The 25704-nt window shown below is 71.5% G+C and carries 21 protein-coding genes; 10 read left to right on the forward strand and 11 right to left on the reverse strand.

All coding sequences use genetic code 11. The annotated features are described in order from the left end of the window. Positions 1–161 precede the first annotated feature (161 nt). From VFV89_RS17210 to VFV89_RS17240, 7 genes are all read left to right on the forward strand, one after another. Positions 162–287 (forward strand): hypothetical protein, encoded by a 126-nt coding sequence (locus tag VFV89_RS17210; protein ID WP_329707187.1) that lies wholly within the window; start codon positions 162–164, stop codon positions 285–287. Positions 288–475: 188 nt separating this feature from the next. Continuing rightward, positions 476–1735 carry a type III PLP-dependent enzyme gene (locus VFV89_RS17215; RefSeq protein ID WP_329707188.1) on the forward strand — a complete coding sequence of 420 codons (1260 nt, stop codon included), beginning with the start codon at positions 476–478 and terminating at the stop codon, positions 1733–1735. A gap of 5 nt (positions 1736–1740) precedes the next feature. Then, entirely contained in the window at positions 1741–3015 is a 1275-nt protein-coding gene (locus tag VFV89_RS17220; RefSeq protein ID WP_329707189.1) for an MFS transporter, read from the forward strand. A gap of 19 nt (positions 3016–3034) precedes the next feature. Beyond that, complete coding sequence (locus VFV89_RS17225; protein ID WP_329707190.1) at positions 3035–3451, forward strand: MarR family winged helix-turn-helix transcriptional regulator; 417 nt, start codon at positions 3035–3037, stop codon at positions 3449–3451. Positions 3452–3861: 410 nt separating this feature from the next. Further along, complete coding sequence (icmF, locus tag VFV89_RS17230) at positions 3862–7011, forward strand: fused isobutyryl-CoA mutase/GTPase IcmF (protein ID WP_329707191.1); 3150 nt, start codon at positions 3862–3864, stop codon at positions 7009–7011. A gap of 126 nt (positions 7012–7137) precedes the next feature. Next, a complete protein-coding gene (locus tag VFV89_RS17235) occupies positions 7138–7854 on the forward strand; it encodes a helical backbone metal receptor (RefSeq protein ID WP_329707192.1) in 717 nt (238 codons plus the stop codon). A 120-nt stretch (positions 7855–7974) separates the two neighbouring features. After that, complete coding sequence (locus tag VFV89_RS17240; RefSeq protein WP_329707193.1) at positions 7975–9585, forward strand: MFS transporter; 1611 nt, start codon at positions 7975–7977, stop codon at positions 9583–9585. 497 nt (positions 9586–10082) lie between these two features. On the opposite strand, the gene VFV89_RS17245 is transcribed toward VFV89_RS17240, so the two are convergent. Continuing rightward, positions 10083–12158 (reverse strand): aryl-sulfate sulfotransferase, encoded by a 2076-nt coding sequence (locus tag VFV89_RS17245; protein WP_329707194.1) that lies wholly within the window; start codon positions 12156–12158, stop codon positions 10083–10085. Positions 12159–12287: 129 nt separating this feature from the next. Here VFV89_RS17245 and VFV89_RS17250 point away from each other — a divergent pair, with 129 nt between their 5' ends. Then, positions 12288–13907: an ATP-binding protein gene (locus VFV89_RS17250; RefSeq protein WP_329707195.1), complete on the forward strand. Its 1620-nt coding sequence runs from the start codon at positions 12288–12290 to the stop codon at positions 13905–13907. Here VFV89_RS17250 and VFV89_RS17255 read toward each other — a convergent pair. The 7 genes from VFV89_RS17255 to VFV89_RS17285 all read right to left on the reverse strand — a co-directional run bounded on the left by VFV89_RS17255 (position 13804) and on the right by VFV89_RS17285 (position 18752). Next, complete coding sequence (locus tag VFV89_RS17255; RefSeq protein WP_329707196.1) at positions 13804–14481, reverse strand: dihydrofolate reductase family protein; 678 nt, start codon at positions 14479–14481, stop codon at positions 13804–13806. The two genes, VFV89_RS17250 and VFV89_RS17255, sit on opposite strands and share 104 nt — an antisense overlap. Beyond that, positions 14463–14936 carry a hypothetical protein gene (locus tag VFV89_RS17260; protein WP_329707197.1) on the reverse strand — a complete coding sequence of 158 codons (474 nt, stop codon included), beginning with the start codon at positions 14934–14936 and terminating at the stop codon, positions 14463–14465. The genes VFV89_RS17255 and VFV89_RS17260 overlap by 19 nt, the downstream gene beginning before the upstream one ends. Before the next feature lie 133 nt (positions 14937–15069). Continuing rightward, a complete protein-coding gene (folP, locus tag VFV89_RS17265) occupies positions 15070–15933 on the reverse strand; it encodes a dihydropteroate synthase (RefSeq protein ID WP_329707198.1) in 864 nt (287 codons plus the stop codon). Continuing rightward, positions 15930–16787, reverse strand: coding sequence for a glucosyl-3-phosphoglycerate synthase (locus VFV89_RS17270; RefSeq protein ID WP_329707199.1), 858 nt, complete (start codon positions 16785–16787; stop codon positions 15930–15932). The genes folP and VFV89_RS17270 overlap by 4 nt, the downstream gene beginning before the upstream one ends. A gap of 35 nt (positions 16788–16822) precedes the next feature. Continuing rightward, entirely contained in the window at positions 16823–17509 is a 687-nt protein-coding gene (locus VFV89_RS17275) for an N-acetylmuramoyl-L-alanine amidase (protein WP_329707200.1), read from the reverse strand. 101 nt (positions 17510–17610) lie between these two features. Beyond that, positions 17611–18615 (reverse strand): UDP-glucose 4-epimerase GalE, encoded by a 1005-nt coding sequence (gene galE, locus VFV89_RS17280; protein ID WP_329707201.1) that lies wholly within the window; start codon positions 18613–18615, stop codon positions 17611–17613. Beyond that, positions 18612–18752 (reverse strand): hypothetical protein, encoded by a 141-nt coding sequence (locus VFV89_RS17285; RefSeq protein WP_329707202.1) that lies wholly within the window; start codon positions 18750–18752, stop codon positions 18612–18614. The genes galE and VFV89_RS17285 overlap by 4 nt, the downstream gene beginning before the upstream one ends. Positions 18753–18856: 104 nt before the next feature. On the opposite strand from VFV89_RS17285, the gene VFV89_RS17290 reads away from it, so the two are divergent. Beyond that, positions 18857–19804, forward strand: coding sequence for a GDP-mannose 4,6-dehydratase (locus VFV89_RS17290; protein WP_329707203.1), 948 nt, complete (start codon positions 18857–18859; stop codon positions 19802–19804). 68 nt (positions 19805–19872) lie between these two features. Here the strand turns inward: VFV89_RS17290 and VFV89_RS17295 are convergent, their stop codons facing one another. From VFV89_RS17295 to rfbA, 3 genes are all read right to left on the reverse strand, one after another. Then, positions 19873–22719, reverse strand: coding sequence for an alpha-amylase family glycosyl hydrolase (locus VFV89_RS17295; RefSeq protein ID WP_329707204.1), 2847 nt, complete (start codon positions 22717–22719; stop codon positions 19873–19875). Positions 22720–22832: 113 nt separating this feature from the next. Beyond that, positions 22833–23516: an alpha/beta hydrolase gene (locus VFV89_RS17300; RefSeq protein WP_329707205.1), complete on the reverse strand. Its 684-nt coding sequence runs from the start codon at positions 23514–23516 to the stop codon at positions 22833–22835. Between the two features lie 153 nt (positions 23517–23669). Continuing rightward, entirely contained in the window at positions 23670–24536 is an 867-nt protein-coding gene (gene rfbA, locus VFV89_RS17305; protein WP_329707206.1) for a glucose-1-phosphate thymidylyltransferase RfbA, read from the reverse strand. Positions 24537–24560: 24 nt separating this feature from the next. On the opposite strand from rfbA, the gene rfbB reads away from it, so the two are divergent. Next, positions 24561–25589 (forward strand): dTDP-glucose 4,6-dehydratase, encoded by a 1029-nt coding sequence (gene rfbB, locus VFV89_RS17310; RefSeq protein WP_329707207.1) that lies wholly within the window; start codon positions 24561–24563, stop codon positions 25587–25589. Positions 25590–25704: the final 115 nt, after the last annotated feature.

Here is a 25704-nt window from a genome sequence, read left to right on the forward strand (position 1 = left end):
CGCCAGGTTGACGTTGAACAGCCTCTTGGCGATCTTGCCGCCGACCTCGTTGTCGGTGAAGTTGATCCGGGGTTCCATCGTCGTCCTCTCGTCGGGTCCCCTGTCTGGGGCCTTCGAGCACCAGATGCCGCCCGCCCGCGAGCAGTGACCGGCCTGAGCTCGTGCGGGGCAGGCTGGACAGCGTCCTCGGCGTCCGGATCGAGGACGGCCGGGTCGTCGAGCTCTACGCGGTCCGCAACCCGGAGAAGCTCTCGCACATGGCGCGGAGGACCTCCCTGCGCCGCTGAGCCCGCACGGAAGTCGGCCCTTGTGACCGATCCGTGGGTGGGTGGCCGCGCGCGCGTGGCACGCGGCAACCCGCATGCGCGGCCGCCCTGCTCGGGTTCTGCGATTTGCACCGCAGATTCGCCACCAGGAGCCCACGGATGTGGTGCAAATCCCCCGGACCGTCTTCGCCGAGGATCTCCGGCACCAGGTGCCGATTCCCCTCCGCAAACCCACCGAGCGGGGCTGGTGGTGCATCCAGCAGAGCGCCGGGAATAGTCACTTCGAGCCATATCCCGGGTCCGGCGGTCCGCTCTGCTCGGGCATGACCGACCTGTGCCTGCCCACGGCCGTGAACGGTCTCGGGACACCCTTGCCGGCCGCCACCCGGCTCACGCCGTACCTCGACTTCGACGTGTCGCAGGCCGTGGCGGCCTACCGTCGCCTCGCCGCGGCGCTGCCCGGCACCGCGCTGCACTACGCGGTCAAGGCCAACCCGGACCAGACGCTGCTGGCGGCGCTGGCCACCGCGGGCTGCCGGTTCGACGTGGCCAGCCCGGCCGAGATCACCGCGGCCCTGGTGGCCGGCGCGTCCGCCGGTGACCTCGTCTACTCCAACCCGGTCAAGCGGCGCGAGGACGTGCGGTTCGCGGCCCGGCTCGGCGTCGACCTGTTCGTGGTCGACTCGCCGGGCGAGGTGGCCAAGGTTGCCGGGGCCGCACCCGGCAGCGGCGTGCTCTGCCGGCTGGTCACGTCCGGCGAGGGGTCGGACTGGCCGCTGTCGCGCAAGTACGGCTGCTCGACCGGCGAGGCGGTGACGATCCTCCGGGAGGCCGCGCGACTCGGGTTGCGCGCCGACGGGATCTCGTTCCACGTCGGCTCCCAGCAGCGCGACCCCGAGGCCTGGCACCGGCCCATCTCCGCAGCGGCGAGCGTCTTCGGGGTGCTGCGCGCCGAGGGTCTCGACCCGTGGCTGCTCGACCTCGGCGGCGGCTTCCCCGCCCGGCTGGACGACGGCTGCCCGCCGCCCGAGGAGTACGGCGCGGCGATCGAGCGGCACCTGTCCGCGGCGTTCGGTGACCACCGGCCCACCACGATCGCCGAGCCCGGCCGCGGGATCGCCGCGGACGCCGGCGTCCTGGTGACCACGGTCATCGGCGTGGTGCACCGCGGCGGGACGCGGTGGGTGTTCCTCGACGCAGGCGTCTTCAGCGGCCTGGTCGAGACCCTCGAGGAGGCGATCAGGTATCCGCTGGCCACCGACGTCCCCGGGCCGACCGGGCCGTGCGTGCTGGCCGGGCCGACCTGCGACAGCGCGGACGTGCTCTACCAGGACCAGATGGTCGAGCTGCCGCTGGCGCTGGCCGAGGGCGACCAGGTGCGGCTCCACTGCGCCGGCGTCTACGTCTCGACGTACTCCACGGTGGGGTTCAACGGCTTCGCACCGCTGAGCTCGGTCGTGCGGCCGTGAGGGGGGTGCGCCGCCTGCTGGTGGCGTACGGCTGCGCGACCCTGGCCACCGGGCTGCCCTGGCCGCTGCTGCTGGTCCTCGTGTGGGACCGGTACGCCGACGCTACCCATGGTGCTTGGGCCGTCGGCCTGGCCGGGGCGGCCCGGATGGCGCCGTACGTCCTGCTCTCCTGGGCCGTCGGGTCGCTCGGCGACCACGTGCGGCGCGACCGCCTGCTGCGCGCCACGATGGTGCTGCGGCTCGCCGCCCTGGGTGCCGCCGCGGTCGCCGTCGCCGGCGACCGGGTCGGACTCGCCGTGGCCCTCTCCGCGGCGGCAGTGCTGTTCGGCACGCCGGCCTACCCCGCGATCGCCGCGGCGCTGCCCGAGCTCGCCGGTCCTCGCCGGGCGCGGGCCACCGAGTCGCTGGTGACGATCGAGGTGTCGTCGTGGGTGGTCGGCCCGGCGCTGGGCGGGCTGCTGCTGGCCGACTCGCTGCGTGCGTGGACCTTCCCCGCCGCGGTGGCCCTCGCCGCGACCGGGCTCGCCCTCTCCACCGGGATCGGCATCCCGGGGCCGGTGGAGCGGGCGCCCGAGGCCGTGGCCGGGATGCTGCGGCACGTGCTGCACTGCCGGCCGGCGCTGGGTGCGCTGGCCGTGGCCGGGCTGCTCAACCTCGTGTGCACCGTCACCGGGTTCGTGCTGCTCCCGCTGAGCGAGGACGCGTGGCACCGCGGTGACGCGGCGTTCGGACTGGCCACCGCCTGTCTGGGGTTCGGGGCGCTCGGCGCTCCGCTGCTGTCCCGGCTGGCCACCGTGTCCGTGCCGAGGGGCCTGCTGGTGATCGGTGGCGCGGTCGCGCTGGTGGCCGCGACGCCCGTCCCGTGGCCGGCGCTCCCGCTGCTCGCGCTCGCCGGGGCCACGGCCGTGGTCGTCGAGAGCCTCCTCACCGGGACCCTGCAGGACGCCGTACCGGACCGCTACCGCGCTGGCGCCCTCGGTGTCGCGGACAGCGTCATGGTCGGCGCCTGCCTGGTCGGCAGCCTGGTCGCGCCGGCGCTGGCGAGGCACACCGGCCCCGGGCCGGCGCTGGTGCTGGTCGCGCTGGCCTGCCCGCTGCCGGTGCTCGTGGTGTGGCTGGTCCCGGCGCGAGCCCCGGCCACTGCCTACGATGCTGCGTGTGAGCGAGCCCGACCCAGACACCGGGCGGGATCCGGTCCGCGAAGCGCTGCGCCAGTCCGAGCGGGCTCGGGATCCGATCCGCGAGGCGCACCGGCAGTGGGTCAAGCACGGGTGGGCTGACGCCGCCGACGGGATGGTCATGGTGACCTCGCTGGTCCGCGCCCAGCAGCTGCTGCTGGAGCGGATCGACGCGGTGCTCCGCCCGCTGGCTCTCACCTTCGCCCGCTACGAGGTGCTGCGGCTGCTGTCGTTCTCCTCGGCCGGAGCGATGCCGATGACCCGGCTCGGCTCGCTGCTCCAGGTGCATCCGACCTCGGTGACCAGCGCGGTCGACCGTCTCGAACGGCAGGGCTTCGTCGCCCGCCAGCGCCGCGACGACGACCGTCGGGTCGTGCTCGCCGAGATCACCGAGACCGGCCGGGCCGTGGTCGAGAAGGCCACCGACGGGCTCAACAGCGAGGTGTTCCAGAAACCCGGCCTCTCCGCCCGCGAGCTCGAGGAGCTGACCCGCCTGCTCGGTGCCCTGCGCAAGGACGCCGGCGACACGGTCGACTGAGGGCGGAGCCGGCGGTCGCGGTCACCGGATCCGTGGGTGCCCGCGCGCCTACCGGATCGCGTCTCGCCCCGCCGGCCCCGATGATGGGGTGTGCGGAGGGAAATCGGCACCTGGTGCCGGAGATCTTCGGCAAAGCCGGGGTCCAGTAATTTGCGCCGCATCTCGGGCGTCCTGGGTGGCCAATATGCGGTGCAAATCGCAGAACACGCCCCGGGCGGCCGCGCATGCGGGGCGGAGCTTGCTCCGCCCTTGCGCGCCCCCAAGCGCGCCGCTCGGGTTGCGGCGTGCTACGCGCGCGGCCGCCCACCTACGGATCAGTCAGAAGAGCCGGATATCCGGCGACCCATTCGCGAACGGACGACCCCCGTGCCATAATTACTAGGACATCCAACTACCGAAGGTCCACGGATATGTCCGAGCTCCACGTCCCGACCAACCCGGTGCGGCTGGTGACCGCGTCCAGCCTGTTCGACGGGCACGACGCGTCGATCAACATCATGCGGCGCATCTTCATGAGCCAGGGCTGCGAGGTCGTGCACCTCGGGCACAACCGCTCGGTGCAGGAGGTCGTGGACGCCGCGATCGAGGAGGACGTCCAGGGCGTCGCGGTCAGCAGCTACCAGGGCGGCCACATCGAGTACTTCGAGTATCTCGTCGAGTCGCTGCGGCAGCGCGGCGCCGGCCACGTCCACGTGGTGGGCGGCGGGGGCGGCGTGATCGTGCACGACGAGATCGAGCGACTGCGGCAGAGCGGGATCACGATCTTCTCCCCCGAGGACGGGCAGCGGCTGGGGCTACCCGGGATGATCAACAGCGTCATCGCGGACCTCGACTTCGACCTCTGGGACGCCAGGCAGGTCAGCGCCGAGGAGGTCATCAGTGGCGACCGCGTGGCGATCGCGCGGGCCATCACCGGCGTCGAGGAGGGCAAGCTCCCACCCGAGACCCAGCAGGCACTCGAGCAGGCGGCAGCCAAGCACCAGGTCCCGGTCCTCGGCATCACCGGCACCGGCGGCTCGGGCAAGTCCAGCCTCACCGACGAGCTCGTACGCCGGCTCCGCGTCGACCAACAGGACAAGGTCCGCATCGCGGTGGTCGCGGTCGACCCCTCCCGCCGGAAGGGCGGCGGCGCGCTGCTCGGCGACCGGATCCGGATGAACTCCCTCGACGGCGACCGCGTCTACTTCCGCAGCCTGGCCACTCGTGGCGCGCACGAGCTGCCTGACTACCTCAGCCAGGTCATCACGGTGCTCAAGGCCGCCGGCTTCGACCTCGTCGTGGTCGAGACCCCGGGCATCGGCCAGGGCGACGCCGCGGTCGTTCCCTTCGTCGACACCGCGATGTACGTCATGACGCCGGAGTTCGGCGCGGCCAGCCAGCTCGAGAAGATCGACATGCTCGACTTCGCCGACGTGGTGGCCATCAACAAGTTCGAGCGCCGCGGCGCCGAGGACGCGATGCGCGACGTGGGCCGCCAGCTGGTGCGCAACCGCGAGGCCTTCGGCAAGAAGCCCGAGGACATGCCGGTCTTCGGCACCAGCGCGGCGACGTTCAACGACGATGGCGTGACCGCGCTCTACCAGCACCTCGCGGGGCTGCTCGGCGAGCACGGCCTCCGGCTCGACGACGGCACGCTCCCCCATGTCGACGTCCGGCACTCCTCGAAGCTGCGCCAGGTCGTCCCCTCCGACCGGGTCCGCTACCTCTCGGAGATCACCCAGACGATCCGGGACCACCACGCTCGCACCGACGAGCTGGTCGAGCAGGCGAGGTCTCTGCAGGCGCTCGAGAAGGTGACCACGCTCGTCGAGCCTGTCGAGACGTCCGCAGCGGACGTCGTGAGGACGATGGCGACCGACGCGCGCGAGGCGCTCGACCCCGAGGTCCGCAAGCAGCTCGAGGAGTGGCCCTCGGTCGTCGAGGAGTACGCCGTGCACCCCGGCCGCGAGTCCCTCTCCGGCAACCGGGTCCCGCGGGTCGCGCTGCCGGCGTACACCGACCACGGCGAGCTGGTCCGCTACTTCCGCCGGGAGAACCTGCCGGGCCGGTTCCCCTTCACCGCCGGTGTCTTCTCCTTCAAACGCGACAACGAGGACCCCGCGCGGATGTTCGCCGGCGAGGGTGACCCGGCGCGTACCAACCGCCGGTTCAAGGTCCTGTCCGAGGGCCAGCCGGCTACCCGGCTCTCCACGGCGTTCGACTCGGTCACGCTCTACGGGCGCGACCCCGACGAACGCCCCGACATCTACGGCAAGGTCGGCACCTCCGGCGTCAGCGTCGCGACGCTCGACGACATGAAGGAGCTCTACGACGGCTTCGACCTGCTCGATCCGACGACGTCGGTGAGCATGACGATCAACGGGCCGGCACCGACGGTGCTCGCGTTCTTCCTCAACACCGCGATGGACCAGGCCCGCGAGAAGGGCATCGACCCCGCCGAGGCGCTGCGGACGGTCCGCGGCACCGTGCAGGCCGACATCCTGAAGGAGGACCAGGGACAGAACACCTGCCTGTTCTCCACCGAGTTCAGCCTGCGCTGCATGGCCGACATCCAGGAGTGGTTCATCGAGCACGGGGTCCGCAACTTCTACTCGGTCTCCATCTCCGGCTACCACATCGCCGAGGCCGGGGCGAACCCGATCAGCCAGCTCGCGTTCACGCTGGCCAACGGGTTCACCTACGTCGAGGCCTACCTCGCGCGCGGCATGGACATCGACGACTTCGCCCCGAACCTGTCGTTCTTCTTCAGCAACGGCATGGACCCGGAGTACTCCGTCATCGGCCGGGTGGCCCGCCGGATCTGGGCGATCGCGATGAAGGAGAAGTACGGCGCCAACGAGCGCTCCCAGAAGCTGAAGTACCACGTGCAGACCAGCGGCCGGTCCCTGCACGCCCAGGAGATGGACTTCAACGACATCCGCACCACCCTCCAGGCGCTGATCGCGATCTACGACAACGCCAACTCGCTGCACACCAACGCCTACGACGAGGCGGTGACCACGCCGTCGGCGGAGTCGGTGCGTCGCGCGCTGGCGATCCAGCTGATCATCAACAAGGAGTGGGGCCTCGCCATGAACGAGAACCCGCTCCAGGGCTCCTACATCATCGACGAGCTCACCGACCTCGTGGAGGAGGCGGTGCTCAGGGAGTTCGACGCGATCAACGAGCGCGGCGGCGTCCTCGGCGCGATGGAGACCGGCTACCAGCGCGGCCGGATCCAGGACGAGTCGATGCTCTACGAGCAGCGCAAGCACGACGGCTCGCTGCCGATCATCGGCGTCAACACCTTCCGGCGCAAGGACGCCCACGACGGCACCCCCGACCACGTCGAGCTCGCCCGCGCCACCGAGGCCGAGAAGGAGTCGCAGCTGCGCCGCGTGCGTGCCTTCCAGAGGGACCACGAGCAGGAGGCGGCCGCCGCCCTCGAGCGGCTCAAGGAGTCCGCCACAAGCGGCGAGAACGTGTTCGCCGTCCTCATGGACGCCGCCCGCGTCTGCTCGCTCGGCCAGGTGACCGAGGCGTTCTTCGAGGTGGGCGGTGCCTACCGGCGGAATGTCTGAGCCCGGAGCCTGAGCTTGCGAAGGCTCCGGTCGGCGAAGAGGTTGAGGAGGCTCGGCTCAGACCCGACGAAGGAGGGGCTGAGCGAGCCGTCTCGAAACCACCGCAGCGGAGGCTGGAACCAGACCATGGGCAGTGTCACGCGGGTCGTGAGCCTCGTCCCAAGCATCACCGAGGCCTTGGCGTCCGTACGCCGGGAGGCGGTCGTCGGCGCGACCGACTGGTGCACCCACCCCGCGGACCTCGACGACACGCTCGAGGCACGGGTCCGCGGCACCAAGAACCCGAACCTCGAGACCATCCGGAGGCTTCGACCCGACGTGGTGATCGCCAACCACGAGGAGAACCGCGAGCTCGACGTACGCCGCCTCCGCGAGTCCGGCGTCGAGGTCCACGTCACCCGGATCGAGACCGTGCCCGAGGCGGTCGAGACCTTCGAGCACCTCTTCGACCAGGTGCTCGGCTGGGAGCGGCCGGAGTGGCTGGACGAGGTGCGCGACCGGTGGTGCGGACCGCTGCCGGACGTCACCCACACGGTGGCCATCCCGATCTGGCGCGATCCATGGATGGTCGTGGGCGGCCGCACGTTCACCGGGGACCTGGCCCGGCGGCTCGGCTGGGCCAACGCCTACGCCGACAGCGCCGACCGCTACCCCAAGGCCGACCCGGTCGACATCGAGGCCAGGGACGTCGACCTGGTGCTGCTGCCCGACGAGCCCTATGCGTTCACCGCCGACGACGGGCCCGAGGCGTTCCGCACCACCGGGACCAGGTTGGTCAGCGGCCGGCTGCTCACGTGGTACGGCCCCTCGCTCCTGGAGGCACGAGCCCTGGTCGAGACCTGACCAACGTCGCGAAGATTCACCCGCTGCTGGTGATATGACCGGCGTGAAGTCCCGAGATGATCAGTGTCCGGACCGGGACTCTGCATCCACGCGCCCGGGCCCGATGCACCGAGGAGGGCCATGAACGAGGCGTCGACCGACCGGAGCCCTGCTCGCGCCGGTCTGGTGCTGATCTCCCTGATCCTGGTGGCGGCCGTTGCCAACCTCAACCTCGCGGTGGCCAACGTGGCGCTGCCCGACATCGGCAAGGCCTTCGACTCCTCCCAGACCACCCTGAACATGATCGCGGTGGGCTACTCGCTCGGCCTGGCCGCCTCGGTCATCTACCTCGGCGGGCTGGGCGACCGGTACGGCCGCAAGCTGATGCTCGTCCTCGGCGTCTCGCTGTCGGTCCCCGCCTGCCTGCTCGCCGCCTACGCCCCCTCGGACAACGTGCTCGTCGTCGCGCGGGTCCTGGGCGGGCTCTCGGCGGGCATGGCCTACCCGACGACCCTTGCGCTCATCACCGCGCTGTGGGTCGGCAGTCCGCGGACCACCGCCATCGCGCTCTGGTCGGGCCTCGGTGGTGCGATCTCCTCGCTCGGCCCCCTGCTCTCCGGGTGGCTGCTCCAGCACTTCTGGTGGGGGTCGGTCTTCATCGTCACCCTGCCCCTCGCGGTGGTCGCCCTGGTGATGGCGGTCATGTACGTGCCGAGCCACGTGAACGAGGGGACCGACCCGGTGGACCACGTCGGGGGCGTGCTCTCCGTGGTGCTCGTCGCCACCCTGGTGCTCGCCATCAACTTCGCGCCGGTGCCCGACAAGACCAAGCTGACGCTCACACTCGCCGCGGTCGCGCTGGTGGCCACGGCCGCCTTCGTCGTTCGGCAGCGGCGCTACGCGTTCCCGCTCTATGACCTGAAGGTCGCGTCGCGGCGCGTGTTCTGGGTGGCCGCCGTGGCCGGGATCATCGTCTTCGGGACGCTGATGGGCGCGATGTTCGTCGGGCAGCAGTTCCTCCAGAACGTCCAGGGCTACTCGACCTTCGACGCCGGCGCGTCGATCGTCCCGGCCGCGCTGTGCATGGTCCTGGTCGCGCCGCGTTCGGCCAAGCTGGTCGACGCCTTCGGGGCGCGCGTGACGCTGCTGATCGGCTACGCATTCTGCCTGGCCGGCTTCCTCGTGATGCTCCTGCTCTGGAACGAGGGGGTCGGCTACTGGGCGATCGGGCTCGCCTATGCCCTGGTCGGTGCCGGTGTCGGGTTCGCCGGCACCCCTGCGTCGCACTCCCTGACCGGCTCGGTCCCGGTCAGTCGGGCCGGGATGGCATCGGGCACCGCCGACCTGCAGCGCGACCTCGGCGGCGCCATCATGCAGTCGATCCTCGGAGCACTCCTAGCGGCCGGGTACGCCTCGGCGTTCGCCTCGGCCATCGCCGCCTCCCCGCAGTCGAGCCAGGTCAGCCAGTCGACGCAGGCCGCACTGACCAAGTCCTTCTCCTCGGCCGAGGCCTTGGCAGCGCGGTATCCCGACCACGCCGACGCCATCACCGCTGCTGCCAAGTCGTCCTTCCTCGACGGCGCGGACTGGGCCTACACTGCGGGGATCGTCGCGATCCTGCTGGGCGCCGCCATCGTGTTCTTCCTGTTCCCCCGCAAGGACGACGAGGAACGGCTGCTGGCGGAGTACGACGAGCAGGACGCCCACCACGGCGCGGGTGCTCCCACCGGAGCGCCCGTCGAAGAGGGCTGACCCTGGATCCACCCACTGCGCTATCGCCCATATCGGGCGATGACCGCGTCATCGGACCCGGACCAGTCTGGCTCGGCAGGTGACGACGCTGGAAGGACGCCCGGGTCGGATTCTCTCGGGAGGTCGCACCAGGTGGGAGCGATGCGCAGTGAGTGTCCAGTCGACGACAAAGCCCCCCGAGGACCCCCAGGACCACGAGGCCCGGTCTGGCCTCCTTCCGCGCTCGCAGCCGGCCCCGATCCCCTCCAGCCAGGCCCGTCCCCCACAGCTCGCGTGGGACCCGGTCGAGCGCCGACACCTGTCCCGCCGGCTGGGACAGCTCCTCGACGGCACTGCGAACCCGCGGTTCCAGGCGTCGTGGGACATGGCCTCGGCGGAGTCGTTCCGGCCCTGGTCGGCCGCCGAGCGAGCCGCGGCTGCGCAACGGTCCTCCCCCACCTCGCCGGCTCAGGTGAGCTGACCGGCCGGGCGGCTCGAGGCCACCGCCCACGCGTTGCCTACGTCGCGCGCACCACGACCTCGGCCCGGGCCCGGCGCGTGAGAGCGGCCACGGAGCTCGCCGTCACGCTGAACGTCCGGTGCGCGCCGTGCCGGGTGCGCGCGGTGCGCACGACGACGACCTTGAGCACGAGCTGCCCGCCCGGGTCGACCGCGTCGGTGCGGAGCCTCCCCCGCACCACCCGCCTCGTGACGTCGCGGCCGTCGAGCCGGTAGCGCACCTGCAGGGCGGCGGTACTCCGCGTCCCCTTGATCCGGAAGGCGTCGGGCCGCAGTCCCTCGTTGACCAGCCGCAGGGTGGCGGTCACGCGCTTGCCGCGCAGCCTCTTGTCGACGTGGTCCCTGGACCAGCGGGGCTGCCACGCCGCCACGACCGAGTAGCTGCGGGTCACGGTGGTCGTGTTGCCGGCGCCATCTGTGGCCGTGAGGCGCACCGTGTGCCTTCCCGGAGTCGAGGTGTCCAGCAGGTCGCCGGGTCGCACGTCGCCGCCGCAGGTCCACAGCGACGAGCCGCCGCGGTCCGTGCAGCGGAAGTCGACCGCGACCTGCTGTCCCTCCGGGTACGTCGCGCCGTCCACGAGCCACACCGTGTCCACCACCGGCGGCTCGGCGTCGCGGGCCTGCATCAGGCTGGCGCGGTAGGAGATCGGCTGCGGCGACGGCCGCGGGTCGGCCAGCCGCAGCTGCCACAGGATCTCGCCGTCGCCGTCGACCTCCTGGGCCAGTGCCCGGGTCTCCGCCGCCCAGCCGACCAGCGTGTCGCCGTTGTCGAGGCGGCGGGCCGAGCCCATGAACCACGAGTACCAGCCGGGCGGCTCGTAGGACCACACCAGCGTGGCGGTGTCGCCGTCCAGCGCGTACTCGGCGACCCTGCTCTGCGTGCGCGCCGTGAACGGCCCGTCGGGGTGGGCGGGGTCGACGCACAGGTCACCGGCGAGCAGCCCGGAGCCGTCGTCGAAGACCAGGACGTGCCCGTCGGGGAGCATCGACGCGGTGTGCTGCGCACACGGCCCGTCGTAGGGGTCGCCGACGAAGGTGAAGTCGCTGCGCCGGCCGCCCAGCCGCCACTCGATGTCCCCGCGTTGGAAGCCGTCGTGGTCGGAGCCCGCGATCCGCAACACCGCGCTGAGGTGCCGGAACGACGCGAGCAGGTCGCCGTCGGGCAGCATCTCGATCGAGTTGAGGTGCGCGTAGTCCCACCGCGGCCCACTGGGCACGCTCGCCACGCTCTCGTCCTGGAGCCCGTCGCTGCTCCAGCGCCAGAGCTCGTGCCCGGACGCGTCGAGGTGCTCGATGACGGAGTCGACCTCACCCGATCGGTCCGCGGCGGGCTCGTAGGCCATCAGCCACGACGTGCCGTCCGGCAGCAGGACCGAGTCGTGCAGGTCGGTGTTGGTCAGCCCGACGGTCTCGAGCCGGCGCACCTCGTGCCACGTGTCGTCCAGCACGACCGTCGCGTGGCCGACCCGGCCCGGGGTCGTCGTGGGCTCGGCGTAGGTGATGCTGCCGTCCGGCTGGTCCTTCAGGTCGTGGGCGTCCGGAGCGACGCGGACGTGTGTCGGCACGCCGTTGCGGTCGACGGTCGTCACGAACCGTGGGGACGGGCCGAGGATCGGGTTGAGGGTCAGCCCCACCACTCCTGGCGCCAGGCCGGGCGCCGGTCCGGTCGCCTCCAGCGCGGGGAAGCCCGCCGGCAAGTAGACCAGCGAGTGCCGTTCGACGCCGGCCGAGTCCTCGATCAAGACCGAGACCTCGTCGCCGCCGGTCAGCCCGGTGACCGTCGCCGTGCCGCCTGGCGCCACCCGCCCGTCGACCCGGACCACTCCGGCGGGGTCGCTGGTGGTGGCGTGCACGGTGATCGTGCCGCCGGTCGCCGCCGTCGTCGTGACGGCGTACCGCTGCACGGCGGGGTCGAAGGCCGGGTAGCTGCCCACCCCGGTGCCGCCGACCGACAGCGTGTGGACGGGAGCGACGGCTGCGGCCGGAGTGGCCGCGGCCGGAGACGAAGTAGGCGGCGGGAGGACGACGGGTACGACGGCCAGGAGGCCTGCGACGAGGACCGAGCTGCGGCGCACCCGCCGATTGTGCCTCGCCGGTCGGCCGGGTCGGCCCGGACTAGTCCGATCGGGCCATACCCAGGGCCGGACGGCCGGTTTTGCAGGCGTCGACGCCCCGGGCGGACCGTTGTTCCCGAGACTGGCCACGTGACGACGTTGGAGGGCGTCGGGCACCCGCTCGGGAGGGGGCGTGCACCCCTGGTCATTGCGGCCGCCATCCCGCTGGTGGTCCTGGCGGCGTTGCCATGGCGTGCCGACGTGCTTCCGAGGATCCCCGGCTTCCCCGGTCCCGGCGTCGCCCTCCTCGTGGGCTGCAGCCTGCTGACCGTCCTGCTGCTGCTGAGCCAGTACCGCGTCGGCGGCTCGCCTCGGCTGCTGGCGCTGGCCTGGGCCTATCTCTGGTCGGCCGCCGCCGCCCTGCAGATCGCAGCCGCGACCCCCGGGATCCTGCGCGCCCACCCCGCACTGGGGGCAGACCCCAACAGCGTCCAGTGGCTGTGGCTCTCGTGGCACGTGGTCCCGCCGGTGCTGATCGGCCTGGCGCTGGCACCGTGGCCGGCGGGGCTCGAGCGCACGCTCGGCGCCCGCCACGGCCGGATGGTCCGGGCCACGATCTCGTGGGTGTTCATCGTCGTCCTCTCGCTGGTGTTCGCGCTGGTGCTCGCCAACGCACCCGGCCTGCTGCCCACGGTCACCGCCGAGGACGGCACCGGGCTGACGGGCGGCGCGACCGCCTCGGTGATCGTCCTCAACCTGGCCGCTGTTGCGCTCGCGGTGTGGGGGGTCGGGTCGCGGCACAGCACCGAGGGCGTGGAGCGTTGGGCGGTCGTGGCCTCGGTGGCGTTCCTTGGCGACGTCTGGCTGACCTCGCTCTCCGTCGCGCCGTTCTCGGTCGCGTTCTACCTGGCCCGGATCCTGGGGCTGGCCGCCACTGCCTTCGTGATGCTCGCGATCCTGCGGGAGAGTGCGCGGCTCCAGGCGAAGACCTACGAGACCGCGCTACGGCTCGAGGAGCAGAACGCCGAGCTCGTCGAGGCGACCCGGATCCGTGACCACCTGGCCGCGGTGGTCAGCCACGACATGCGCACGCCGCTGGCCGGGCTGCAGGGCTACCTCGAGATGCTCCGCGAGGACGACCTCGACAGCGCACTGGCCCGGCGGATGCTGGAGCGGTCGTGGATGCTGACGCGGCGGCTCACCCTCCTCACCGAGGACATGCTCGCCGCGGCGACCCTCGAGCACGGCGACCTCGTGGTCACTCCCGTCCTGCTCGACCTCAACCTGCAGCTGGGTGAGTGCGCGACCTGCTTCCCCGACCTCGACATCGAGCTGGACTGCCCACCCGGGCTCGCGGCGTACGCCGACCCGCTGCGCCTCCAGCAGATCCTGGCCAACCTGGTCCGCAACGCCCAGAAGCACGGAGCCGAGCCCGTGCGGATCGCGGCCGCGCCCGACCCCCGCCACCCGGGCGGGGTCGTCATCCGCGTCTCGGACGCCGGGGCCGGCGTGCCCGCGCCGTTCGTCCCCCGGCTCTTCGAGCCCTACAGCCAGGGCAGCTCGACCGCGACCGGTGGGGCGGGGCTCGGACTGTCGGTGGTCCGGGACCTGGTGACCGCCCACCACGGCGAGACCCACTACGAGCGGGACGGCAACGCCTTCGTCCTCACCCTGCCGGCGCCTTCAGGAACCACCGACCCAGCAGCGTGTCCTCCGCCTCGAGCAGCAGACCGAGCCGGAGTGGTACGTCGACCGGCGGTCCAGACGTGATCCGCGGGTGGTCGCCGGCGAGCAGCCGGGGCGCGACAGTCCAGTCGAGCTCGTCGACGACGCCCTCGGCGAGCAGGTCGCGCAGCAGGTGCGGGCCGCCCTCGCCGAGCAGGTGGGTGAGGCCACGCTCGGCCAGTGAACGCCTCAGCTCGGCGAGGTCGACGTGGTAGTGACCGAGCACCAGGACGTTGCCGTCGCCGAGCAGCGACCGCGTCTCCTCCAGGTGGTCCGCGTGCGCACAGGTGGCCATCAGCACCGAGCCCGGCGTCGCGTCGCGGAGCCGGTCCGGGACCCGGCCGCTCCGGCTGACGAGGACCAGCGGCTTGGCGGACTCGCGATAACCCTCGTCGCGCGCGGTGCCGGCCCCGACCACCACCGCGTCACAGAGCCTGCGCAGGGTGTCGAAGACCCGCTTGTCGGCGTCGTTGTTGATGCCCCCGGTACGGCCGTCAGGGCCGGTCGCCGCGCCGTCGACGGTGCTGATCATGTTGACCCGGAGCCAGGGCAGCGACGGCGCGGCATAGACCCGCTCGAGATCGGCGTCGCTCAGCTCGCTCAGCTTCTGCAGTTCCATCGCATCACCCAGTACTGCACGCCGTACGGCGCGTCGTCGTAGTCGACCTGCGCCTCGCCCAGGCCGCCGTCGAGCTCGGCGAGCTCCACGATCGCGTCGGTGCTGGCCCACAGCTCGCGGGCCAGCGCCTCGTCCACCGCGGGATGTCCGGCCCGAAGCGACTGCCCCAGCGCGCGGTCGAACGCCTCCGCACGCTCGTCGAAGTGGCCCGGCGCCTTCTCGGTGCGCCTGGCGGAGCCGTTGCCGACCACGAGGTAGGACGACTCATCGCCGCTGCGCGAGGTCGCCTCCAGCAGGTGGCTCGCGACCCGCGCACCCTGCGCGTCGGCCAGCACGGTCACGTCGCGGCCCAGCCACCCGACCGCGCCGAGTGCAGCGGCGCGGAGCTCGGCGACCGGGTCCTCGAGGCTGGCGTACTCCGGCAGCAGGGCGAGCACGCCGGGTATGAGCACCACTCTGGTCACGGTCGAGTCCCAGCCTGCCCTGCGGTGGTTGCGACGCGCCGGTCGCGACCTCGTTGCTCGTGCGCGCGGCTCGCTCGACCTTCGCGAGCCACGAGCCCGCTGGTTCCTCGCGGCCTCTGCTCGCTCACTGGATCCCCCTGATCGCCCGCCGGGGCGGCCGCCGGCCGGCGATCGTGCTGGCCATGTCGACGGTCTGCCGGGTCTCGACGACCTGGTGCACGCGGTAGATGCGGGCGCCGGCCAGCGCACAGACGGCCGTGGCGGCCAGGGTGCCGATCAGCCGCTCACCCACCGGCAGGTCGAGGGTCTCGCCGACGAAGTCCTTGTTGGAGAGCGAGACCAGCACCGGCCACCCCGTCGCGACCATCTCGTCGAGCCGGCGAGTGACCTCGAGGGAGTGGAAGGTGTTCTTGCCGAAGTCGTGGGCCGGGTCGATGACGATCGAGTCGCGGCCGACGCCGGCGGCCAGCGCGCGCTCGGCGTAGGCGACGGTGTCGTCGATCGCCGAGCGCACCACGTCGTCGTACTCGATCCGGTAGGGCCTGGTCCGCGGGGTCACGCCGCCGGTGTGGGTGCAGACGATCGCCGCGCCGTGCTGGGCCGCGACGTCGACGAGCTCGGGGTCGGCGCCACCCCACGCGTCGTTGAGGAGGTCGGCGCCCGCGGCGCAGACTGCGTCGCCCACCGAGGCCCGCCAGGTGTCGACCGAGATGACGAGTGCGGGGAACGACTCGCGCACCCGGGCGACGAGGTCCACGACCCGCGCCTTCTCCTCGGCCTCGTCGATCTCGGCTCCGGGTGCTGCCTTGATGCCGCCGATGTCGACGATCTCGGCGCCCTCGGCGGCGACCTGTGCGACCCGCTCGAAGGCCTTGTCCTCCTCCCAGGTCGCCCCCTTGTCGAAGAAGGAGTCCGGGGTCCGGTTGACGATCGCCATCATCAGCGTGGCCTCGTCGTCGAAGGCGATCCGCCCGAGCTTCAGCGTCACGGGACGCTCACCGCCGGCGGCCGCTCCGAGTCGACCTCACCCGCCGTCGGTACGCCGGCTCGCGCGAGCGCCGCGGCGAGGATCTGGGTGGCCATGCCGCCGAGGTCGCGCAGGCTCTGGTGCCGGTGCGCCCGGGTGCCGAGGTCGACCTGGGCCAACGCGTGGAGGCCGTGGGCCCGGACGGTGTCGACGAGCGCGGCCAGCTCCACGGCGTACCCGGTCGGCACCCTCAACGTCTCGAACAGCGAGCGCCGTACCGCCCACTCACCGGCCAGCGGCTGGTGCAGTCCGGCCAGCTCGGGGAAGAGCAGCCGGATCAGCGGGCGGGCGACGAGCTCGGTGACCCGGCCGCCCTCGAGCGGGACCGCGCTCTCCCCCGAGCCCATCGGCCGCTCGTAGAACCCCTTGACCAGCAGCACCTCCGGCCTGGTCAGGAGCGGGCCGAGCAGCCCGGGCACGAAGTGGGTGTCCCAGTCGAGCAGGTCGGCGTCCATGAAGACGACGACCTCGCCCTTGGTCACGAACTGCGACTTCCACATCGCCTCGCCCTTGCCGGGCACGGTCCCGAGGTCGGGCCTGATCTCGGCGGCGCGGTGCACAACGGCGCCGGCGTCGGAAGCCACGACGTAGGTCTCGTCGGTCGAGTCCGAGTCGATGACCACGATCTCGTCGAGCAGCGCGACGGTGTCGACGAGCGCGTCGCGCACCCGGCTGACCACGTCGCCGACGGTGGCGGCCTCGTTGCGGGCGGGTACGACGAGGCTCACCACCCGGCCGGCCTTGGCCTCGAGCAGCCGGTCGAGCGACCAGTCGTCCCAGTGGTGGGTGTTGCGGTCGAACCACTCGCCCACCATGTGTTTCAGGCTAGACGGTGGGTCCGAAGCGAGGTCTAACCCAGGTAGGTGCGCACCGCCAGCGCCAGCGCCCGGGCGTACCGTTCCTGGCCCTTGGCCGAGGTCATCACGGCTGCGTCGCCACTGTCGCGCATGTTGCCCGACTCGAGCATGACCACGGGCACGTCGGAGAGATTGAGGGTGCCGAGGTCCGCGCGCTCGTCGAGGCCGTCCCCGCCGGCGATGTAGTTGGCGACCGAGAAGCCCTTCTTCAGCAGGGCTTCCTTGGTCACCTCGGCCAGCCGCTTGGACGGCCCGAAGATGTCGTCGGTCCACGGGGCGCGGTCGGGTGGGTAGATGACGTGGAAACCGTGCGCGCCGGACGACAGCGACCCGTCGCCGTGGATGCTGATCTTGAGGTCGGCGTGCCGCTTGTTGCCCTTGCGTCCGCGGAAGTCGACGCACGGGCCCCAGCGGTCCTCGCGGTTGGACTTGCGGGTCAGCACCACGGTTGCGCCGGCCTTCTCGAGCTTGGCCTTCAGCCTGCTCGTGACCTTCCACGCGAACGTGGCCTCCGAGTAGCCGCCGTCGGTCGACGTACCGGTCGTGTTGCACGGCTTGGTGAAGCCACCGGCCGGCACCGGGCGGTTGATCTGCGCCGGGAAGTTGTGGTTGCCGAGCTGGTGGCCGGCGTCGAGCACGATCACCTTGCCCGCCAAGGGCTGCGAGTGGCGCTGGGTCACCGGTGGTCGAGGAGCAGTTTCCACCCCTGCATCGAGACCTGCGCAGGACGCCGCAGGCCCCCACCCGAGAGCGGCGACGAGAACGGCGGTCAGCAGGCAGCTCACTCGTAGCCCAGGATCTCCTGGCGCTTCTCGCCCCAGGCCAGCGCCGAGGCGATCGCGTCCTCGAGCGAGAGCTCGGTGTGCCAGCCGAGCAGCTCGTGTGCCCTGTCGACGTTGGCGAAGGCGCCGACAGCGTCGCCCGGACGCGGGGGGGCCTCGCGGAGCGGCACCGGCTTGCCGAAGACGTTCTCGAAGGCGGCCACGAGCTCCCGCACGGTCACGCCCGACCCGGTGCCGACGTTGATGACCACGCTCGGCGCACCGGAGGCGGCGATCACGTCGTCGAACCTCTCGATCGCCCGGACGTGCGCCCTGGCCAGGTCCCACACGTGGATGTAGTCGCGGATCCCGGTGCCGTCGCGGGTCGGGTGTTCGGTGCCGGTGATCGTGAACGCGTCCTTCTGGCCGCGCGCGGCCATCACCAGCTGCCCGAGCACGTGGCTCGGCTCCTTGGCGTAGATGCCGGACTCGAGGTCAGGGTCGGAGCCGATCGGGTTGAAGTAGCGCAGGATGATCGCGCGCAGGTCGGTGGCGACCGCCATGTCCTCGAGGACCTGCTCCATCATCCGCTTGGTCCGCGCGTACGGCGACGTCGGGTCGAGCGCGTCCCCCTCGCGCACCTCGAAGTCCGGCTTGAGGGCGTAGAGGCTCGCCGAGCTCGAGAACAGCACCCGTGGCTTGCCGAGCTGGTGGAGCTGGTCGAACAGCTCCAGCGACTTCGCCACGTTGTCGCGGTAGTACTCGTAGGGCAGCTCCACCGACTCCGGCACCACGATCCGGGCCGCCATGTGGATGGTGGCGTCGAGGTCCGGGTGCTCTTCGACGATGCGGGCGACGAGCGCCCGGTCGGCGATGTCACCCTCGTAGAAGATGCGGTCGCGCACGAACACCTGCGGCCCGGTGAGCAGCGAGTCGAGGATGACCGGGACGTGTCCCGCCTCCTCCAGCGCCTTGGCCGTGACCGAGCCGATGTAGCCGGCGCCGCCGGTGACGAGGACCTTCATGCCTCCAGCGTATGGAACTCGCGCGCGGGCGTCAGATCGGGGGAGAGCGCGATGCATCGGCCGACGAGGACGGCCAGCGGCAGCGAGAGCACCGTCCAGGCCGCCAGTCCCAGGGCGACCATCAGCGCAATGGTCATGCCCGAAGGGTGCCGCCCGGACGATCCGAGCAAACGGACATTCGCGATGTCCGCGAGGTGGTCCAGACCAGTGAAGGGGCGCGGGCCTCGACACACTGGGCCGCATGCCGACCGCCTTGATCACGGGGGTCGGCGGCCAGGACGGCGGCTACCTCGCCGAGCGGCTCCTGGCCGACGGCGTCGAGGTGCACGCGCTCGCGCTGCCCGGCGACGACGTTGGTATCGACGGCGTGCACCTGCACACCGGCGACGTCGCGGACCTCGACGCGACCCGGGCGAGCATCCTCGAGGTCGCTCCTGACGAGGTATACAACCTGGCCGGCCTCAGCTCGGTGGCCCGGTCATGGGACGAGCCCGGGCTCACGGCGCGGGTCAACGGCCTGGCCGCGGCCGGGCTGATGGGGGCGGCCCACGACGTCGGCGCTCGGTTCGTGCAGGCCTCGAGCGCGGAGATCTTCGGCCTCCCCGACCGCTCACCGCAGGACGAGGACACCCCGGTCCGGCCGGCGAACCCCTACGGAGCGGCGAAGGCCTATGCCCACTTCATGGTCGAGGTCTACCGGCGCCGCGGGCTGCACGGCACGTCGCTGGTGCTCTACAACCATGAGTCGCCACGGCGCCCTGCCCACTTCGTCACCCGCAAGATCTCCTCGGGAGTGGCCGCCATCGCCGCGGGCCACGCCGGCCGGATCAGCCTCGGCAACCTTGCCGCGAGGCGCGACTGGGGGTGGGCCCCGGACTACGTCGAGGCGATGGTGCTGGCGGCCCGGGCGACGACGCCGCGCGACTACGTCGTGGCCACCGGCGAGGCCCACTCGGTCGAGGAGTTCGCCGCCGCGGCGTTCGGCTGCATCGGTATCGCCGACTGGTCGTCCTACGTCGACGTCGACCCCGCACTGATCCGCCCGGTCGACGCACCGGCCCTGGTGGGCGACGCCTCCCGGATCCGCGAGGAGCTGGGCTGGCAGCCGACCGTCGACTTCGGGGAGCTCGTCCGCCGGATGGTGGAGGCGGACCGGCTCCTGCTCGAGACCGCCACTCCCCCGGGATAGTCCCAGACCTTTCCAACACGACCGACCCGGCGCGAGTGAGAAAGGTCTGGGACTATCCCGGCTGTGGGTCAGGGAGCCTGTGGCTGGCTCGTGTAGACCGTCGGGTCGCCCTGCACGATCCACACGTCCACGCTGTCGATCGGCACGAACGACCGGTCACCACCGGGCTCGCGGGTGGTGGGCACCGTGTCGCCGTTCGGGAGGTGCATGATGAAGTTCACCGGCTTGGTGTCGGAGACCAGGGGGATGTCGTACTCCGCCCAGCCATCTGCGGAGATGCGGGTGAGCGGCCACGGGTGGTCCCAGGCGATCTGGGCGAGCACCGTCGGGTCGACCGCATCGCCCCACATGTGCAGCCCCCAGCCGTCGTAGTCGCCGGCCGGCCGGAAGTAGTGCAGCCGCGCCTGCGTCGCCGGAGGTCCGGCTTGGCGCACCGAGCGCTCGGCGCTGGTGGCCGTGGTCCCGTCGGGCTCGGTGAGGATTGCCCGGTAGCGCACCACCGTCCCGGCGGCCAGGGCCAGCGGGGCGAGGTCGTCGAACACGGTGTAGGCCGGCGACGAGGAGTCGGAGCCGATCGGCGTCCATGCGCCGCCGGCCACGCTGCGCTCGAAGCGCACCACGTGCGTCGCGCGCTCCGGGTCGGCCGTCGCGCGCACCTCGACGACGCCGCGCACATTGCGCCCCTCGAGCGGCGCCTCGATCGCGACCACCGGCGCGGGGACGCGGGTGCTCCGCGCGTCCGAGCCGCGGGTGTGGCCGGCGTTGTCCAGCACCGCTGCGCGGTAGGAGACCGGCGTGCCCGCGTGGAGCGACGAGACGTCGTCGAAGACCTGGTAGGGCGCCGAGTCGTCGACGCCGATGCTCTGCCAGCCGCCGTTGCCCACGCGCCGCTGGAAGGTCACCTCGTAGAACGAGTCGCCCTTCACGTCGGCCTGGACGTGCATCCGGCCGCGCGACTCCGCAGCAGGAGCGGGCTTGTCGAGGCTGATCTTCGGCGCGTGCGTCGAGCGCGGGATCCGGGCGGAGGAGACGTAGACCGACGCCGACAGCCCCGGCACGGACACGGGCAGGGTGGAGTGGCTGTCGCTTCGGATGCTGGCCGGCCCCGCGCCGTAGACCTTGGTGAAGCCCCGCTTCTTGACGAACGTCGGCACCGCGGCCGACGCCGCCGACTCGCTGTTGTTGAGCGCGACGACGTACTCCTTCTGGTGCTGCCGGTCGATCCGGGAGAAGGCGAAGACGCCCGGCCCGCTGGACGCGTAGCGCACCTGCTCGGCCCCGTTGCGCAGCGCCGGGTGCTGCGAAGTCAGCTGGGCCAGCTGCCGGATCGACTGGTAGAGCGGCGCGTCGGTGACGTAGTTGTCCTGCGCGTGGGTGCGCGCCGTGCCGAGCAGGTCGTCGTCGAGGTAGTCGGCCACCCGGCTGGCGAACATCGTCTGCCGGGCGTCCTGGTCGCCACCGTTGCCGGTGAACCCCTGCTCGTCGCCGTAGTAGACGACGGGGTTGCCGCGGGAGAGGTACATCAGCTCGTGCGCCAGCCGGTCGCGCGCCAGCAGCTCGCCGTCGTCGGCGCCGGGGTTGTCGGCCTGCAGGAAGTGGCCGATCCGCCCCATGTCGTGGTTGCCGAGGAAGGTCGGCAGCTCGTAGACGTTGGAGTCGCGGTCGGTGTACCAGTCGTCGTTGGCGAAGAACTGCGCGAGCTGGCCGTTGCCCAGGCTCCTGGACGCGAATCCGCGCGCCGCGTCCTGGAACGGGAAGTCGAGCACTGCCTGCATGTCGTCGTGCGTCGTGTAGTGGGAGGTGAAGCTCTTCTGGGCCGCGCCGCTGCCGTCGAGCGCGACCTCACCGAACATGAAGAAGTCCGGGTTGCCGTCCTGGGCGGCGATGGCCTGCATGCTCGGGCCGAACTGCTGCCAGAACTCGTCGTTGACGTGCTTCATCGTGTCGATCCGGAAGCCGTCGATGCCGAAGTCGTCGACCCAGGTCTTGTAGATCTGGATCATTCCGTCGACCACCTGCGGCTTCTCGGTGAACAGGTCGTCGAGCCCGAAGAAGTCGCCGTACTGGCTGTCCTCGCCGGTGAACGTCGTGTTGCCGCGGTTGTGGTAGTTGGTGACGTCGTTGAGCCACGCCGGGGACTTGAGGTCCTCCTCCCCCGGCGCGAGCACCGGGTGGTAGGGGAACGACGTCGCCGGGTCGAGCGCCGGGAAGCTGCTGGTGCCGGCGAAGTCGCGGTCGTCGAACGGCTGCCCGCCCGCCGTCTTGTAGGGGCTGACGTCCTTGGAGATGTACGCCGTCCGGTCGCCCTCGGTGTTGCCGATCACGTCGGCGGTGTGGTTGGTGATGATGTCGAAGAACACCTTCATCCCGCGCTGGTGCGCGGCGGCGACCAGGTCGGCGAGGTCCTGGTTGGTGCCGAGGTGTGGGTCGACCTGGGTGAAGTCGGTGATCCAGTAGCCGTGGTAGCCGGCCGACGGGCCGTCCTCGAGCTGGACCGCCTTGTTCTTGAAGATCGGGGTCAGCCAGATCGCGTCGGTGCCGAGCCCCTGGATGTAGTCGAGCTTCGAGGTCAGTCCCTGCAGGTCGCCACCCTGGTAGAACCCCTTCTTCGTCGGGTCGAACCCGCTGACCAGCGGGTCGGAGCCGAGCCCGCCGTCGTCGTTTGCGGTGTCGCCGTTGGCGAACCGGTCGCCCATCACGAAGTAGAAGTCCTGGTCGGTCAGCCCCGGCCGAGGGGCGTGCCGGGCGTAGCCGCCGTCGTGAGCGTTGCCGTGACCGTTGCCGTTGCCGTGGCCGTGGTGCTGGCCGTGATGACCCGAGTGCCGGCCGTGCCAGGGATGGCCGGCGGACGCGGGCGTGGCGACGCCCAGCGCGAGGACGAGCGCTGCGACGGGTGCGACGAGTGACTGGCGCATGGTTCCCTCCCGAGTCCGGACCACCAGGCTGCTTGCACGTTAGGGCTGTCCGCCGACACCGGCAAGGGCCGAGCCGTGCCGAACCCGGGGCCGGGTCCAGCGACTGGCAGGGTTCAGGCGTCGACCCCCTTGAGGGCGGTCTCGATCAGGTCGGTCACCTCGTCCGGGTGGGAGACCATGGCGACGTGGCTGGACGCCGCCTCGACGGTGACGGCACCCATCCGCTGGGCGAACGAGCGCTCGGCGTCGGGTGGGATCACCTCGTCTGACGCGGCGACCATGAACCACGACGGCAGGGACTTCCACGCCGGCACGCCCATCACGTCGTCGAACGCCGCGAAGGCGAGCGGCTGCTGCACGGCGTACATCACCCGCGCCTTGACGGCAGGGACGTCGGCGGCGAAGTGCGCGAGGAAGTCGTCCTCGGGTAGCCAGGCCGCTCCGCTGGCGTCGACATCGAGGTGCGCGACTCCCGGAGGCGGCGGACCACCGGCCAGCAGTGCGCCGATCGACTCGCCTTCGTCGAGCCCGAACCCCGCGATGTAGACCAGGCCCACCACGTTCGGCGCGTCGGTCCCCAGAGCGGTCATGATCTGGCCGCCGAACGAGTGCCCGACCACCAGCGTGGGCCCGCTCTGCCGGACCAGCACCTGGCGCAGCCGGGCCACGTCGCCGGCGAGGGTCGTCAGGGGGAACTGCGGCGCAGTCACCGTGTGGCCGTTGGCCTGCAGCTTCTCGATGACCGCACTCCAGCAGGAGCCGTCGGCCCACGCGCCGTGCACGAGAACGATGTTCATCTCCACTCCGTCCTGTCGCCCCCAAGGGGGGAGGGCGACCCTCCACCATCCCGCGAGGCGGCCGGCCACTCAATGGGCCGCAGGTGAACATCTCGCCACAGATCCCGCAGGGATGGGCGCGCCGACCCGACGGCCGGCGCGACGGTCGCGCGATCAGTGGTGGTCGAGCAGTCCCAGCAGGTAGCTGCCGTAACCGCTCTTGACCAGGGGCTCGGCGAGCTCGCGGAGACGGGCGTCGTCGATGAAGCCCATCCGCCACGCGACCTCCTCGGGGCAGCCGATCTTGAGCCCCTGCCGGTGCTCGATCGCGCGGACGTAGTTGCCGGCCTCGTTGAGGTCGTCGACGGTGCCGGTGTCGAGCCAGGCGGCGCCGCGGGGCAGCACCTCGACGTGCAGGCGGCCCTCGGCGAGGTAGGCCCGGTTGAGGTCGGTGATCTCGAGCTCGCCGCGGGCGGACGGCTCGAGCGCGTTCGCCTTCTCGACCACGTCGGAGCTGTAGAAGTACAGGCCCGGCACGGCGTAGTCGCTCCTGGGCTCGGCCGGCTTCTCCTCCAGCGAGAGGGCGCGGCCGCTGCCGTCGAACTCCACCACGCCGTACGCCGACGGGTCCGCGACGCGGTAGCCGAACACCGCGGCGCCGTCGAGGTCGTCGAACCGGTTGAGCCTGGCGCCGAGCCCGTCGCCGTAGAAGATGTTGTCGCCCAGCACCAGTCCGACCCGGTCCTCACCGACGTGGTCGGCGCCGATGATGAACGCCTGGGCGAGCCCGTCCGGGCTCGGCTGGACGGCGTAGGTGATCCGCACGCCGAACTGCGCTCCGTCCCCGAGCAGCCGGCGGAACTGCTCGGCCTCGTGCGGGGTGGTGATGACCAGGACGTCCTGGATCCCGGCGAGCATCAGCGTGGTGAGCGGGTAGTAGATCATCGGCTTGTCGTAGACCGGCATCAGCTGCTTGCTCACCGCGAGGGTGATCGGGTGCAGCCGCGAGCCGGTGCCGCCAGCCAGGATGATTCCGCGCATGGGCCATCACCTTAGTTAGGAGCGATGGCCGCCGAGAAACTAGGCTCACGGCCCGTGGATCGCATTCTCGTCACCGGCGGCGCCGGGTTCATCGGCTCCAACTTCGTGCACCACGTCGTGCGCAACACCGACCTCTCGGTCACCGTGCTCGACAAGCTCACCTACGCCGCCAGCCGCGAGGCGATCGATGCGCTTCCCGAGGACCGGGTCGAGCTGGTCGTCGGCGACGTGGCCGACGCCACCCTCGTCGACAAGCTGTTCAGCGACCACGACGCGGCCGTCCACTTCGCGGCGGAGTCGCACAACGACAACTCGCTGCACGACCCGGCGCCGTTCATCCAGACCAACATCGTCGGCACCTTCACGCTGCTCGAGGCGGCCCGCAGGCACGACGTCCGGCTGCACCACGTGTCCACCGACGAGGTGTACGGCGACCTCGACCTCGACGACCCGAAGCGGTTCACCGAGGACACGCCGTACAACCCCTCCTCGCCCTACAGCGCCTCCAAGGCCGGCTCCGACCACCTGGTCCGGGCCTGGGTGCGCAGCTTCGGCGTGCGCGCGACGATCTCCAACTGCTCCAACAACTACGGCCCCTGGCAGCACATCGAGAAGTTCATCCCGCGGATGATCACCAACCTGGTCGACGGCGTGCCGCCCAAGGTCTACGGCGACGGGCTCAACGTCCGCGACTGGATCCACGCCGACGACCACTCCTCGGCCGTGCTGCGCATCCTCGAGCAGGGCCGCGTCGGCGAGACCTACCTCATCGGCGCCGACGGCGAGCGGACCAACCTCCAGGTCGTCACCGCGCTGCTCCGGCTCTTCGGCCGCTCCGAGGACGACATCGAGTTCGTCACCGACCGGGCCGGCCACGACCGCCGCTACGCGATCGAGTCCGGCAAGCTGCGCGCCGAGCTCGGCTGGTCGCCACGGTTCCAGGACTTCGAGGCGGGGCTCGCGGACACCGTCGACTGGTACCGCCGGCACGAGGACTGGTGGCGCCCGCACAAGCAGGCCACCGAGGCGTTCTACGCGGCCAAGGGGCAGTGACCGAGCCTGGACAGGGACTCGACCGCCGCCGATCGAGCCTGCCGAGATCCCCGAGGCGTGCGCTGGGAGCCGACCGTGCGGACATCTCGACAAGCTCGATGAGCGGTGGTGAGGT

Source organism: Nocardioides sp. (genome assembly GCF_036274455.1).
Taxonomy (GTDB): domain Bacteria; phylum Actinomycetota; class Actinomycetes; order Propionibacteriales; family Nocardioidaceae; genus Nocardioides.